At 72.7% G+C, this 13,610-nt stretch carries 10 protein-coding genes; 2 read left to right on the top strand and 8 right to left on the bottom strand.

Annotated features, from left to right (window positions below; genetic code table 11):
• Positions 1-1,560 (top strand): glycosyltransferase family 2 protein (locus B042_RS0103820; RefSeq protein ID WP_028647130.1); only part of this gene is annotated, 1,560 nt, incomplete at its 5' end.
• Here B042_RS0103820 and B042_RS0103825 read toward each other — a convergent pair.
• The 4 genes from B042_RS0103825 to B042_RS0103840 form a co-directional block, all read right to left on the bottom strand.
• A complete protein-coding gene (locus tag B042_RS0103825) occupies positions 1,557-2,012 on the bottom strand; it encodes a MaoC family dehydratase (protein ID WP_028647131.1) in 456 nt (151 codons plus the stop codon). The genes B042_RS0103820 and B042_RS0103825 overlap by 4 nt on opposite strands.
• Positions 2,013-2,082: 70 nt before the next feature.
• The gene (locus B042_RS0103830) at positions 2,083-3,270 is read right to left on the bottom strand and encodes an enolase C-terminal domain-like protein (RefSeq protein WP_028647132.1); all 1,188 of its coding nucleotides are present in this window, start codon (positions 3,268-3,270) and stop codon (positions 2,083-2,085) included.
• Between the two features lie 120 nt (positions 3,271-3,390).
• Complete coding sequence (gene ald, locus B042_RS0103835; RefSeq protein WP_028647133.1) at positions 3,391-4,512, bottom strand: alanine dehydrogenase; 1,122 nt, start codon at positions 4,510-4,512, stop codon at positions 3,391-3,393.
• A 183-nt stretch (positions 4,513-4,695) separates the two neighbouring features.
• Positions 4,696-5,910 carry an amidohydrolase family protein gene (locus B042_RS0103840; protein ID WP_028647134.1) on the bottom strand — a complete coding sequence of 405 codons (1,215 nt, stop codon included), beginning with the start codon at positions 5,908-5,910 and terminating at the stop codon, positions 4,696-4,698.
• A 233-nt stretch (positions 5,911-6,143) separates the two neighbouring features.
• On the opposite strand from B042_RS0103840, the gene B042_RS0103845 reads away from it, so the two are divergent.
• Complete coding sequence (locus tag B042_RS0103845) at positions 6,144-8,186, top strand: cytochrome c oxidase assembly protein (RefSeq protein ID WP_028647135.1); 2,043 nt, start codon at positions 6,144-6,146, stop codon at positions 8,184-8,186.
• A gap of 82 nt (positions 8,187-8,268) precedes the next feature.
• On the opposite strand, the gene B042_RS0103850 is transcribed toward B042_RS0103845, so the two are convergent.
• From B042_RS0103850 to B042_RS0103865, 4 genes are all read right to left on the bottom strand, one after another.
• A complete protein-coding gene (locus B042_RS0103850) occupies positions 8,269-8,676 on the bottom strand; it encodes a hypothetical protein (RefSeq protein WP_028647136.1) in 408 nt (135 codons plus the stop codon).
• Between the two features lie 49 nt (positions 8,677-8,725).
• Positions 8,726-11,704 carry an AAA family ATPase gene (locus B042_RS0103855; RefSeq protein ID WP_028647137.1) on the bottom strand — a complete coding sequence of 993 codons (2,979 nt, stop codon included), beginning with the start codon at positions 11,702-11,704 and terminating at the stop codon, positions 8,726-8,728.
• Positions 11,704-12,846, bottom strand: a complete 1,143-nt coding sequence (locus B042_RS0103860) for an exonuclease SbcCD subunit D (RefSeq protein ID WP_028647138.1) — start codon at positions 12,844-12,846, stop codon at positions 11,704-11,706. Before B042_RS0103860 ends, B042_RS0103855 begins: the two co-directional genes overlap by 1 nt.
• Before the next feature lie 90 nt (positions 12,847-12,936).
• Entirely contained in the window at positions 12,937-13,596 is a 660-nt protein-coding gene (locus tag B042_RS0103865) for an O-methyltransferase (RefSeq protein WP_028647139.1), read from the bottom strand.
• Between the last annotated feature and the right edge of the window lie 14 nt (positions 13,597-13,610).

The raw sequence follows: 13,610 nt of genomic DNA on the forward strand, positions 1-13,610 counted from the left end.
CAGCCTCGTGTCAGGGGTAATGATTATTCGGTGCTTGAGCCGCCTGTTCTGGGTGGGTGGACGCCGGTGCTGTCGGTGAGTGTGGTGATTCCGGCGCACGGGCACCAGGAGAAGTTGGATCTGGTGTTGGCGGCGTTGGCGGGGCAGAGCTATCCGGGGCATCTGATGGAGGTGGTGGTGGTCGATGACGGTTCTCCGGAGCCGTTGGTGCTGCCGCAGGTGTGTCCGGAGAACACGCGGCTGATCTCTTCCGGTCCGGGGGGGTGGGGTTCGGCGCACGCGGTGAACTGCGGTGTGGCGGTCTCTTCGGGGCAGGTGGTGCTGCGGTTGGACGCGGACATGGTGGTGTACCGCGAGCATGTGGAGTCGCAGATGCGCTGGCATCACCTGGTGGACTACGGGGTGGTGCTGGGGCACAAGCTGTTCGTGGACTTCGTTCCCGGTGCGATGACGCCTGAGCACGTGCAGGCCGAGGTGGCCGAGGGTCGGGCGGACACCTTGTTCGATCGGGAGAGCGCCAATCCGCACTGGGTGGAGAAGACCATCGACCGGCAGGACAAGTTGAGGTCCGCTGCCTCGCAGGCCTACAAGGTGTTCGTGGGGGCGACGGGGTCGCTGCACCGGGATCTGTTCGAGGCGGCGGGGCGGATGGATCCGGGCATGGTGCTGGGTGGGGACACCGAGTTCGGGTACCGGTTGTCGCAGCAGGGTGCGGTGTTCGTTCCGGATCTGGACACGAGCAGTTGGCACCTGGGCAGTTCACAGATGCAGTCCCGCAGGGAGGAGGGCAAGCGCTACCGTCTCCCCTACGTGGCCAACCGGGTGCCCGACTACGGGCCGCGCCGTGAGCGTCCCGGACGTGTCTGGGAGGTGCCGTTGGTCGATGTGGTCCTGGACGTGGAGGGCCGCGCTCTGGAGGAGGTCGAGGCTACGGTTTCGGCTCTGTTGGGCGGGAGCACTCCGGATCTGCGGCTGTGGTTGGTGGGTCCGTGGGGGGAGTTGGACGGGGGGCGCAGGTCTCCGCTGGACGAGGAGTGGTTGGATCTGCGGCTGGTGGGGGAGACCTTCCGGGGTGATCGGCGGGTGCGCTTGGTTGGGGAGGTTCCGGAGGAGGACCCGCGCGTTCCGTTCCGTCTCCATGTTCCCGTGGGCGCGAGACCTGCTGTCACTGCCGTCGCCGACCTGGTGAGGGAGGCCGACACCGAGGGGGTCGGGCTTCTGCGCACACCGTTGCCGGGCGTCACGGCCGCGACGCAGGGGGAGTTGCGCCTGGAGCGCCGCTGCGCCTTCGCGCGGGCCCGCCACCTGGCCCCCGGGGTGCAGGGGACGGATCTCGACGGCGTCGTGGCGCGGGTCTACGGGAGCCGCTGGGCCGCGCTGCCCGACGACGGCTCCACCGAACCGGAGGATGGTCCCGGCGTGCGGGAACTGCGCCGCCGACTGGACCGGGCGCGGGCCGAGGCGGAGCGGATGCGGGCCCGGGCCAAGCGCGCCGAACGCAGGCTGCGCTGGTTCACCCCGGGCCTGGCACGCCGAATCCTGCGCAGGATCGTCCGCTAGGGGACCCAGAGGGCCAGGGCCTCGGCCACGAGCGCCGGCTTGTCCTTGCCCTCGATCTCCACGGTGTGGGCCATGGTGACCTGCACGCCCTTGCCGGTTTCCTTGACGTCGGACAGGACGACGTCGTCGCGCACGTGCGAGCCCACCGTCACGGGCTGCACGAAGCGCACCTTGTTCAGTCCGTAGTTGATCGACATGGTCGGCTTCTTCTCGATCGAGATGACCTGGGGCGAGAAGAAGGCAAGCAGCGACAGGGACAGGTAACCGTGGGCGATGGTCGCACCGAAGGGGCCCGAGGCGGCCTTCTCCTGGTCGGTGTGGATCCACTGGTGGTCGTTGGTCGCGTCGGCGAACGTGTTGATGCGCTCCTGGTCGATCTCGAACCAGTCGGTGCAGCCCAGGTGTTCGCCCTTGGCTGCGGCCACCTCTTGGATGTCGGCGAAAACGCGCACGAGGCCTCCCTGATCGTCGGGTTCCGGCAGAGCCGGAGAGTGCCCGGCAACTCTACCTAACGGCGTTCGGTTATGGTGTGGCGGCATCCGGACGACCGGTGTCCTGAAGGCCTCGGCCCCCGCTCCGCGGGTGCCGTCCCGCCGGCAGCTCCCGCGCCCCGTCGGCGTCCACGAGCACCGCCCGCGCGGTGCGCTCCGCCAGCGCGGCCCGGTCCACACCGTGCCCCAGCCCGCTCTCCGCCAGCGGCACCGGAAGCACGCCCTCGTGCGCGCGTACCGCGGGAACCACCAGATCCCTGCCGCGCGTTCCGGCGGGCATCGCCTCTACCGGCAGGGACGCCCCGGCCAGCGAGGCCAGGGCGACGGTGGCGGCACGGCCCACACCGGTCACAGCCGACGAACCGCACCACACCCGCCACCCGGCGTCCGCCGCACGGTCCACAGCGCGGCGGGCCGCCGTCAGCCCGCCCAGCCGGGCGGGGTCCACGTGCGCCGCACCGCCGCACTCCAGCCGCACGGCCTCGCCGAGGTCCTCCGCCGACCCCAAAGAGCGGTACAGCGCCACCGGTGTGCGCGCCCGTGTGGCGAACCGGGCGTGCGCGCGCAGGTCGTCCGCGGGAAAGGGGTCCTCGATCGCCAGCAGCCCCAACTCGTCCAGCACACACAGGGCGTCCAGATCGGCCGGGTCCTCGGTGTAGCGTCCGCCCGCGTCCACCTGCAGGACCAGGAACGGGAATGCGGCTCGCACGGCGTGCACCACGTCGGCGTCCCACCCCGGGCCGACCGGGATCCTGATCCGGCGAAAACCCGCTCCGACCTGCCGGTTCACCTCGGTGACCAGTGATTCCAGCCGCTGCCGGGGCGGCAGGGTCACCCCTGCCGTCAGAGCGGTGCGCTCCCCGCCCAGGGCATGCGAGAGCGGCATGCCCCGTTGGCGGCTCCACAGGTCCCAGCACGCGGTGTCCAGCGCCCCCGCCACGGACGCGTCCCAGGGCAGGTCGGCGAAGGCGTCGACCACTTCGGTCGGGCGCCGCCACAGGTGGCCCAGGAGTGCGGGGGCGAACGCCGAAACCAGCGTCTCCCACCGCGCGGGAGAGGCACGCGCGATCTCCCCCCAGCCGCTGAGCCCCTCGCCGTCGCCCACTCGGACCAGGACCGTGGCATCGCCGCCGGAGCCGCGCCCTCCGGACGGAGGGCGCAGCCGGACCAGTTCCACCTCGACGATCCTGGTCACGGTCGCCGATCCGGTATGTGCCACGTGCGTTCCCACCTCGGTGCCTCGTGTCCCGCCCGGAGACGGGCTATCCGATTCGACCGTACCTCCGGCCGACCGGCCCGACCAGCCCGGGCGCGTCCCCGATGGCACCGGAGGGCCCGCTCAGCCCTGGGCGAGGACCTCCTCCAGCTCGCGGTGCTTGAGGCCGTGCGCCTCGGCCACCGACGCGTAGACCACCTCGCCGTCGTGGGTGTTCAGCCCGCTCGCCAGCGCGGGGTCCTCGCGCAGGGCCAGTCGCCAGCCCTGGTCCGCCAGCGCCACGACGTAGCGGAGGGTGTCCTTGGTGAGGGCGTGCGTGGACGTGTTGGGCACCGCGCCCGGCATGTTCGCCACGCAGTAGAACACGGTGTCGTGCACCGCGAACGTGGGATCGGTGTGCGTGGTGGGCCGCGAGTCCTCGAAGCAGCCTCCCTGGTCGATCGCGATGTCCACCAGGACCGCCCCCGGGCGCATCCGCGCGACCAGCTCGTTGGAGATCAGCTTGGGGGCCCTGGCACCGGGCACCAGGACGGCACCGACCACCATGTCCGACTCCAGCACCGACAGCTCCAGCTCGAAGGTGTTGGAGACCACGGTCTTGACCTGGCCCCGGTACAGCGCGTCCACGTGGCGCAGCTTGTTCACGTTCAGGTCCAGCACCGTCACGTCCGCGCCCATGCCCACGGCGACCTGGGTCGCGTTCAGCCCGGACACCCCCGCGCCGACCACGGTCACCCGCGCCGGGCGCACGCCCGGAACCCCGCCCATCAGGACCCCGCGACCGCCGTTGGGCCGCTGGAGCGCCACCGACCCCACCTGCGTGGCCAGACGCCCGGCGACCTCCGACATCGGGGCCAGCAGCGGAAGCGCGCCGTCGGGGGTCTGCACCGTCTCGTAGGCGATACCGGTGACCTTGCGGTCCAGGAGCGCGTCGGTGCACTCGCGCGAGGCCGCCAGGTGCAGGTACGTGAAGAGGATCTGCCCCTCGCGCATCCGGTGGTACTCCTCCGGGACCGGCTCCTTGACCTTGAGGATCAGCTCACCGAACTCCCACACCTGGTCGGCGGTGTCCAGGACGCGCGCGCCCGCGGCGGCGTACTCCCCGTCCGTGATCGAGGAGCCCGCCCCGGCATCGCGCTCGACGGCCACGGTGTGGCCACGGCCGACGAGCTCGTGGACCCCGGCGGGGGTGATGGCCACTCGGTACTCGTGGTTCTTGATCTCGCGGGGCACACCGATGCGCACGGTTCCTCCAACTGGTATCTCCGTTGATACCCCCCACTCTGACCTGCTCGGGTACCTCCGCGCCATCGACAACATGCCTCTGTCCGGGCCTGGTTGTTGACAGCGTGTCAGCGCGGCACGCGAGGTGCACCGCCGGTGTGAGGAACAGGAAATGCGAAGAACACGAAAACCGGGTGAGACGCCTTATTCCGGGCGGACTCGGTGCCCGGCGATCCACACCGGGCCCACCGCACCGGCCAGCTCCCTCCCCGCGTACGGACTCGGGTCCCCGGTGGGCACCGCCACCGGCCGTGCACTGTCGAAGGCGACCAGGTCGGCGTCGGCGCCCACACCGATCCGTCCCTTGTCCGGCAGCCCCAGCAGGTCGGCCGGGCCCTGGGCCGTCCACCGCACCACGTCCTCCAGCCCCAGCCTCCGCCTGCGTGCCGCCGTCCACAGAGCGGACAGACTCCACTCCAGGGTGTACAGCCCGTGCGCGGGCAGGTGGCCCGAACCGACCGTGGTGACCGCTGGACCGGCAGGGTCCACCAGCGCACTCCACAGCGCCGCACGGTTGGCCTCCGAACGCAGCGGCGGGCGGCAGGCGTGCGCGGGCGAGGCCGGCACCAGCGACTCGGCGGGCAGGCACAGGTAGTGGGGACACGTCTGCGCGGTCAGCTCCACCCCGACCGCTCCGGCCGCGGCCAGCAGCGCCGCGCACTCGGCGGCCGTGAACGGGTGTACGTGCGTGCGCGCACCGGCCATCCGCGCCGCGGCCAGCACTCGCTCCAGACCGCGCCGCTCGGCCCGAGGCGGCCGACCCGCGCCCACAGGAGGGCTGCCCAGCTCCCCGGAGTCCTCCGCGTGCACCAGCAGCACCGCGTCCACGGCGGCGAGCTCGGCCATCACCCTGCGCAGCGCGGAGTCGTCCAGCGCCGACAGGTCCGGCTCGCCGCCGTCCGAGAGCGAGCACTGGAACGCCGTGACCCCCTCGGCCAGCAGATCGGTCAGGTCCAGCGATCCGCTGCCCGCGCCCACCCCGCCCAGGAAGGACACCGAGACGGCCGTGCCCGCCGCCGCCCGCCGGTGGGCACCGAGTGCGCCGACACGGTCTACTGCGGGCCGGGCCGGAGCCGCGGACGCCACCACGCTGGTCACCCCGCCGCGCAGAGCGGCCCTGCCCACGGCCCGGTAGGACTCCGCCAGGTCCTCGCCTGGCCGGTGCACCCCGGTGCCCACGTCCACCCCGCCCGGCAGTAGGGCCGTGTCCCCCAGGTCGGTGGCCGTGCGGGCGGGCATCGCCGCGTCGTAACCCGCGACGGCTTCGATACGGCCGTCCCTGATCCCGACGGCGCGCGGTCCGGACCCCTCCGGCGTCACCACGCGCCGGGACCTGATCACACTGTCGAACTCGGCCATACGCCACCTTTTCGCGATGTCGGCACGACCGTACCGCCGGGGCACCTACCGCGGGGGCGGAACGCGTGAATTCCGAGCATCCCCGAGAAGAGGGAGTCGGACGGGCGGTTTAACCTGGAACGCGGTGCGTCCTCCCCGCGAGGCCACCGACCGGTCCGGCCGCGCCCCAGGGGCGGTATCCCGCGACAGGGAGCGCCGACCAGCCGAGAACGAACCCGAAGACGGAGTGGCGCGTGGCTCCTCCCCTGCACGACACGACACCGACCCAGGACGCCCCCGGCACCGCCCGGGGGCCGCTCTTCGCCGGGGCGGCCGCACTCCTGTGCCTGGCGGCACTGGCCTGCACACTCCTCCTGGGCGGTGCCGCCTACCCCGAACTCATCCCCGGCCTGCCGGACGCGGGCCAGGGGGTGCGCTGGGGCCTGCCCCTGGCCAAGGTCGTGATGGACGCCTCCGCCGTCCTGGCGGTCGGCCTCCTCCTGCTGGGAGCGGTCCTGCTCCCCTCCGACAAGGGGGTCCTCGGCGACCAGGCCGGCTACTACGTGCGCGGAGCCACCTGGGCCGCCCTGGCATGGGCGACCGCTGCCGTGTCCACCCTCTACTTCCAGGCGTCGGAGTTCCTGGCCCTGCCCGTCGGCAGTGTCAGCGTCGACGAGGTCACCGCCTTCGCCGGTTCGGTCGACACCGGCATCGCCATGATGTTCGTCGTGCTCATCACGACCGGGATCGCCCTGTTCGGTCGGACGGTCACCTCCGCCACAGGAGCCCTCTGGCTGCTCATCGCCGCCGTGGCGGCGCTCACGCCCCCCGGGCTGACCGGCCACTCGGCCTCCGCCGGTGCGCACGAACTCGCCATCACCGCCCTGGCCATGCACATCATCACGATCTCCGCCTGGGCGGGCGGCCTGGCCGCCGTCACCTACCACGCCATGCGCAAGGACGCCCAGGTGCCGGAGACGGCCGTCGCCCGCTTCAGCCGCATGGCCCTGTGGCTGTACGCGGGGGTGGCCATCAGCGGGATCGGCAGTGCGCTGGCCCGGCTCTACAGCGTCTCCGAACTCTTCACGACCGCCTACGGCCTCATCATGCTCGTCAAGCTCGCGCTCTTCGCCCTCCTCGGGGTGTTCGGCTACATGCAACGCGAGTACGCCCTCAAACGGATCCACAGCGCGAAGGGCGACGGCACCCTCCAGAGGCGGCAGTTCCTGTTCCTCGCGGGCATCGAGACCATGGTCATGGCCGCCGTCATCGGCATCTCCGTCGCGCTGGGCCGGACCGCGCCCCCGCCGCCGCTGGACAGCGAGGTCGACCCGGCCGCGGTGATCCTCGGCTTCCCCGTGCCGCCGCCCATGGACACGGTGCAGCTGCTCACGCTCTGGCGCCCCGACCTGTTCTTCATCATGTTCGTCGCCGTCGCCGGAGGGCTGTACGCGGCGGCCGTCGTCCGGCTGCGGCGCCGGGGGGACACCTGGCCGGCCAGCCGCACGGTCTTCTTCGCCCTGGGCCTGCTCAGCGTCGTCGCCGTCCTGCTGAGCGGCTTCGCCACCTACGCCATGGTGCTGTTCTCGGCGCACATGATCCAGCACATGGTGCTCGCCATGCTCACCCCCATCCTGCTGGTCCTGGGAGCCCCGGCCACCCTGGCCCTGCGCGCCCTCAGACCCGCACGCCGACGCGGGGACCGGGGGCCGCGCGAGTGGCTGACCCTGTTCCTCAACAGCCGCTTCTCCACGGTGGTGACGCACCCGGCGGTCGCCGCACCGCTCTTCGTCCTCAGCCCCTACGCGCTGTACTTCACGCCGCTGTTCGGCACGCTGATGAACGACCACCTCGGCCACCTGTTCATGAGCGCCCACTTCCTGGTCTCGGGCTTCCTCTTCTACTGGATCATCATCGGCGTGGACCCCGCGCCCCGGAAGATCCCCTACTTCCTGCGCATCCTCCTGCTGATGGTCTCCATGGGCTTCCACGCCTTCTTCGGCATCACGATCATGATGCAGACCGGCCCCATCGCCCCGGAGTTCTACGGACAGTTCGAGGTCCCCTGGAGCGACGGCCTGGCGGAGGACCAGTACACCGGCGGCGGCGTCGCCTGGGCGCTCGGGGAGATCCCCACCACCCTGGTCCTGGTCATGCTGGTCGGACAGTGGTTCCGCGACGACCAGAAACAGGAGCGCAGGCGCGAACGGCACAGCCGCCGCGACGGCTCCGACGACGCCGACCTGGACGCCTACAACGCCTACCTCGCCGAACTGGACCGGCGCTCACAACGCTGAAGCGCGCCCGAACACACGGAGGAGGGCCGCCACCCGAACATGTGGCGGCCCTCCTCGCGCTCACGCGTGGCGGGAGCGGCCTTCAGGCCAGCAGCGCAGCCGCACCCGCACCCAGCAGGCCCAAGGCCGCGCAGAGCACCAGCACCGCCGCGAGCACGGGCAGGGTCGGCCGGACCGCGGCCAGAGCGGTGCCCGCCCCGGCGCCCCGGCGCGTCACGGCGGGTAGCAGGAGCACGTTCACGGTGCACAGGACCGCCGCCACGCACGCCGCCGCAGCGAAGGCCGCCCAGAACCCCTTCGGTAGCGCCGTCGCCGCCGCCAGCGCGGGCAGGACGACCAGCACCGCCACCGAGGCGCTGCCGAAGAGCGCGCGCGTCAGCGGCGAGCCTTCGCGCCCGCCCCGCGAGACCACGAGGAGGAGACCGATGAGGGCCGCCATGACGATGGCGCCCCCGATTCCGAACACGGCGATGTCGACCAGGGAATGCACCCCGGTATTGTCGCACCGCTCCAGGGCGCGGCAGCCGTGGGGCCGGTGCTCAGCCCGTGTGCTCCACCCGCGAACCCGAGGCCCCCTTGACGATCCGAAGACGAGTGGACACGCGCTGGCGCAGGTCGGCCACGTGGCTCACCACGCCCACGGCGCGGCCCCCGTCGCGCAGCCGGTCCAACACGTCCAGAACCTCCTCCAGTGTGTCCTCGTCCAGTGTGCCGAACCCCTCGTCCACGAACAGGGTGTCGATGTCGGCGCCGCCCGCCTCGGCCCCGGCCACGTCCCCCAGACCCAGGGCGAGCGCCAGCGAACTGAAGAAGGTCTCGCCACCCGACAGCGTGGCCGGATCGCGCTCCGCCCCCGTCCAGGCGTCCACCACCCGCATGCCCAGGCCGCCCGCCGAACGCGAGCGGCCGTCACCCGAGGCCTTGTCCACCGTGTACCGAAGCTCGTACCGGCCGTCCGACATCGTCAGCAGGCGGTCGTTGGCCGCGGCGACCACCCGTTCCAGCCGCGCCGCCAGCACGTAGGCGGACAGGCGGACCCCGTCGGTGTTGTCGGCGGAGGTCCCCGCGGTCAGGGCGCGCATCCCTTCCGCCACGCCGTACTCGTGCAGGAGCGGCTCACACCCGCTCAGCCGCGTCCCGAGTTCGCCGCGCAGCTCGGCGAGCCTGCGGGCCCGCTCCTCCAGCCCGCTCCGCCAGGACACGGCGTGGTCGGCGGCCTCGGCGGCGAGGGCGGCCTCCGAGGCCAGCGCGTCCAGGTCGGGGGAGGGCTCGGCCGCCGCCGCGGCCAGCTCCGGATCGGCCAGGTCCGCCTCCGCGGCGGCCCTGAGCCTGTCGAGGCCACGGGCCCTCTCCCGCAGCCCCCGCCGTTCCCGCTCGTCGAGTGCGGCCTCCCGGACCAGTCCCTCGGAGCCGAAACCGGCCTCCTCCCAACGGACCTCGGCCTCGGCGGCGGCGGTGCGCGCTTCCTCGGCGGCGCGTTCACGCGCGTGCACCGCGTCGGCCGCCGCGCGCAGCAGGTCGGCCTCACCGCGCAGACGGGTGATCCGCTCACCGATCCCGGGATCGTCCCCGCGTGCCGCGTCCAGCTTCCGTGCCAGCTCGTCGCGCTGGGCGGCCTTGTGGTCGAGTTCGGTCCGGACCTGGGCCTCCTGGCGGACCAGGTCGCCCTCCCGCTCCCGGTGGCGCTCCAGGGCTGCGGTGAGCTCCCCGACGGCCTTCTCCAGGCGGCGCGCCTCGTCGGCGGCGGACCGCGCCCGTGCCAGCGCGTGTTCACGCGTGTCGACCTCCTCCCGCGCCGACGCGGCCGTGCGGCCCTCGGCGCGGGTCGCGGCCCCCTCGCGCCGTTCGCGCAGCGCCGCCACGGCGCTCTCCGCCTCGGACCGGTGCGCGGCCGCGGCGTCCGCCGCGGCCTGCGCGGCCCGCTCCTGCTCGTCGGTGACCAGGCCCTCCTCGGCGGGCCGGGCCGGGGCAGGGTGGTCCGGAGACCCGCACACGGGGCACGGTTCGCCGCCGACCAGTCTCCCGGCCAGTTCGGCGGCCATGTGGGAGGTGCGCCGTTCACGCAGGCGCAGCGCGTGTTCACGCGTGTTCTGGTCGGTGTCCACGGCAGCCCTGGCCGCGTCCTCGGCGGCGGCCAGGTCCCGGACCAGCGCCGTGTGCTCCTCGGCGGCGGCCAGGCGCCGCCGCGCCGCCTCCAGGGCCGTCTGCTCGACCTCGGCACGGACCGCCCGCTCCCGGACCCTGGACAGTTCCTCCTCGGCCTTCTCCACCTCCGGTGGCAGGGCGGCGACCTTCTGGCGGGTGCCGTCGAGGTCCTCGCGGAGCCTGTCGAGACGTCCGCTGAGGGCGGTGACGGTGTGCCCGAGGGAGGAGTGCCGCTCGGCGTCGCCCAGCAGCGCGTCCAAGCGGGCGGTCTCGTCGCGGCGGTCTCGTTCGGCACCCTCCAGGGGGCCGGCCGTCACGGGCTCGGTGACCGCGCCGGGCAGCCCGCGCACCAGCAGCACGCGTTCGGCGACCGTCGCCTCGGCCTTCTCCAGTTCGGTGCATGAGCGGTTGCGGGCCTCCAGGAAGGGGAGGACCGACGCTGCGCGCTCGGCATCCGCCAGCCGGACGTCGATCTCGGCCCGCTCCTCGGCGTGCTCGCCGGACTCCTCGTACTGGAGGCGCGCCCGTGCGAGCCGATCCTGCCGTTCCCGGGTGCGCCGCCCCGCCTCACGCGCGTCGAGTGCGGCGTCGCGGGCGCCGGTGGCCCCGGCCGCCACGGTCGCGGCGTCCCGGGCGGTGGCCGCCGTGACGGCGGCGAGTTCGGCGGCCCACGCCGACAGCTCCTCCGGGTCGGAGGGCGCGGGGGAGCGGCCGGCCTCGGAGATCCGTCCCGCCGTCTCGTGCACCCGCTCCTGGGCGGACTGCACCTGGTAGCGCAGTTGCTTGGCGTGGCTCTGGAACCAGTCCTCCACGTCCCGGAACACCCGGGTGTTGAAGATCCGCTCCAGGGACTGGCGCCGGTCCTCGGCCTTGGCGCGCAGGAACCGGGCGAAGTCGCCCTGGGGCAGCAGGACGATCTGGCAGAACTGGGGGAGGGTGAGTCCGATCAGGTCGCCGATGAACTGCCCGGCCTCGTCGGGACGGTTGGTGACGTCCTCCCAGTGGTCCGTGTGGCGCTCCATGACCAGGACCTTGGTGTTCTGCCTGGTCGTGCCCTCGCCCCGCTTCTTGGGCCGCAGCCAGGCGGGCTTGCGCCGGATCCACAGGCGGCGGCCCGCGACGGTGAGTTCCAGGTCCACCCGGGGCTCGCGGTCGGGCGGGGCGTGGTCGCTCTTGAACGAGCGCTCCGCTCCGCGGGTCCCGGGTACCTGGCCGTAGAGCGCGAAGCACACCGCGTCCAGCACCGAGGTCTTGCCCGCCCCGGTGGGGCCGTGGATGAGGAAGAGGCCGCCCGCGCTGAGGCGGTCGAAGTCGACGCGCTGCTCGTCGGCGAAGGGGCCGAAGGCCTGGACGGTGAGTGTGTGCAGCCGCATCAGCGCGCCTCCTGGATCCGGATCCGTTCGACCGCCGTGTCCACCAGTGCGGCCTCCTCGGGGGTGATGGCCTCGCCGCGGGACCACGTGACGAAGTCGGCGACGACCTCCCGCTCTCCGCGGTCGGCCACGGGCGCGGTGGCCGCGCGGTGTTCGGCGGCGGCGCCCTCGGGGGCGAAGTCCAGCAGCAGGGTGTGCGGGAAGCGCTCGCGGATCCGGTCCATGGGCCGGGCCGGCCTGCGGGGGTCGGTGAGGGTGACCTGGAGCCAGTGCCCGGTACGGGACTCCCATTCGGGCCGGGTGAGCAGGTCCTCCAGCCGTCCGCGGATCCGCGAGAGCGGCCGGGGGACGGGCGCCTCGACGAACTCGGCTCCGGCCAGCCCGTCGGCATCCAGGTCCACCAGCCAGGACCCCTTGACGTGGTGCTCCTCGGAGAAGGAGTAGGCGAGAGGGCTGCCGGAGTAGCGAACCGACGGGGTGATGGTCTGGCGGCCGTGCAGGTGCCCGAGGGCGGCATAGTCCACACCGTCGTAGACCGAGGCGGGCACGTGCGAGGCGCCGCCGACGGAGATGTCGCGTTCGCTGTCGGAGGGCTCCCCGCCGGTGACGAAGGCGTGGGAGAGGACCACCGAGCGGGTCCCGGGGCGCTCGGCCAGGTCGGCGCGGACCAGGTCCATGGCGTGCCCGACCGCCGCGGTGTGTCCGCGCCCGGGCAGTTCCCAGCGGTGCCGGGCGATCTCCGGCTCCAGGTAGGGGATGCCGTAGAAGGCGACGGGGCCGTGGCCGTCGTCGATGACCACGGGGGTGCCGACCCCGTCCAGGGAGCTGCGCAGGTGGACCCCGGCGGCGTCGATGAGGCCGGTGGCGAAGTCCATGCGGGCCATCGAGTCGTGGTTTCCGCTGATGAGCACGGCGCGGGCCCCGGTGGCGCGGATGCGGCCCAGCGCCCGGTCGAAGAGCTTGACGGCGTCCACCGGGGGCAGCGCACGGTCGTAGAGGTCGCCGGCGACCACCACCACGTCCACGCTCCGGTTCAGGACGGTGTCGACGAGGTGGTCGAGGAAGACGGCCTGGGCGTCGACGAGGTTCTCGCGGTGGAAGGAGCGGCCCAGGTGCCAGTCCGAGGTGTGCAGCAGGCGCATGGCACCGGACGATATCGGAGATACAGCCCTACCCGCTGGCGAAGTGCTGACCTTGTGGACAGGCGGCGCGGACCCGCGGCCTCCTCGGGATCAGTGCCTCCTGGCGAGGGTGAGGCCGTCGCCGATGGGCAGCAGGACCCGGCTCACCCGGTCGTCGGCCATGACGTGGTCGTTGAAGTCGCGGATCCCCTGGACGGCCTCCGAGGTCTCCGAGGGGTCCACCACCCTGCCGTGGGAGAGCGTGTTGTCGGCCAGGATGAGACCGCCCGCACGGGTGCGGGGGACGATCTCCTCCCAGTAGCCGATGTATCCGACCTTGTCGGCGTCGATGAAGGACAGGTCGAACCGCGGCTCCCGGGGCAGGGCGCGCAGGGTCTCCAGGGCGGGGCCGAGTTCGAGGGTGATCTTGTCGGTGACCCCGGCGCGCTCCCAGTAGCGGCGGGCGACCGACGTCCACTCCTCGCTGACGTCGCAGGCCAGGAGCGTGCCGTTGGCGGGGATGCCGCGTGCCAGACAGATCGAGGAGTAACCGGTGAAGGTGCCGATCTCGACCACGTCACGGGCTCCGGCCACTTGGGCGAGGAGGGTCATGAAGGCCCCCTGCTCGGGGCCGATCTGCATGCCGGCCCGGTCGGGGAAGAGCTGCGCGGTCTCCTCGGCCAGGTCGGTCAGGCAGTCGTCGACGGGTTCGCTGTGCGCGGCGACGTAGGAGTGCAGTTCCGGGGTGATGGTCTCTGTGGTGCGTGTCACGCACCCCACACTAG

The sequence above is a fragment of the Nocardiopsis sp. CNT312 genome, from assembly GCF_000515115.1.
Classification (GTDB): Bacteria; Actinomycetota; Actinomycetes; order Streptosporangiales; family Streptosporangiaceae; genus Nocardiopsis.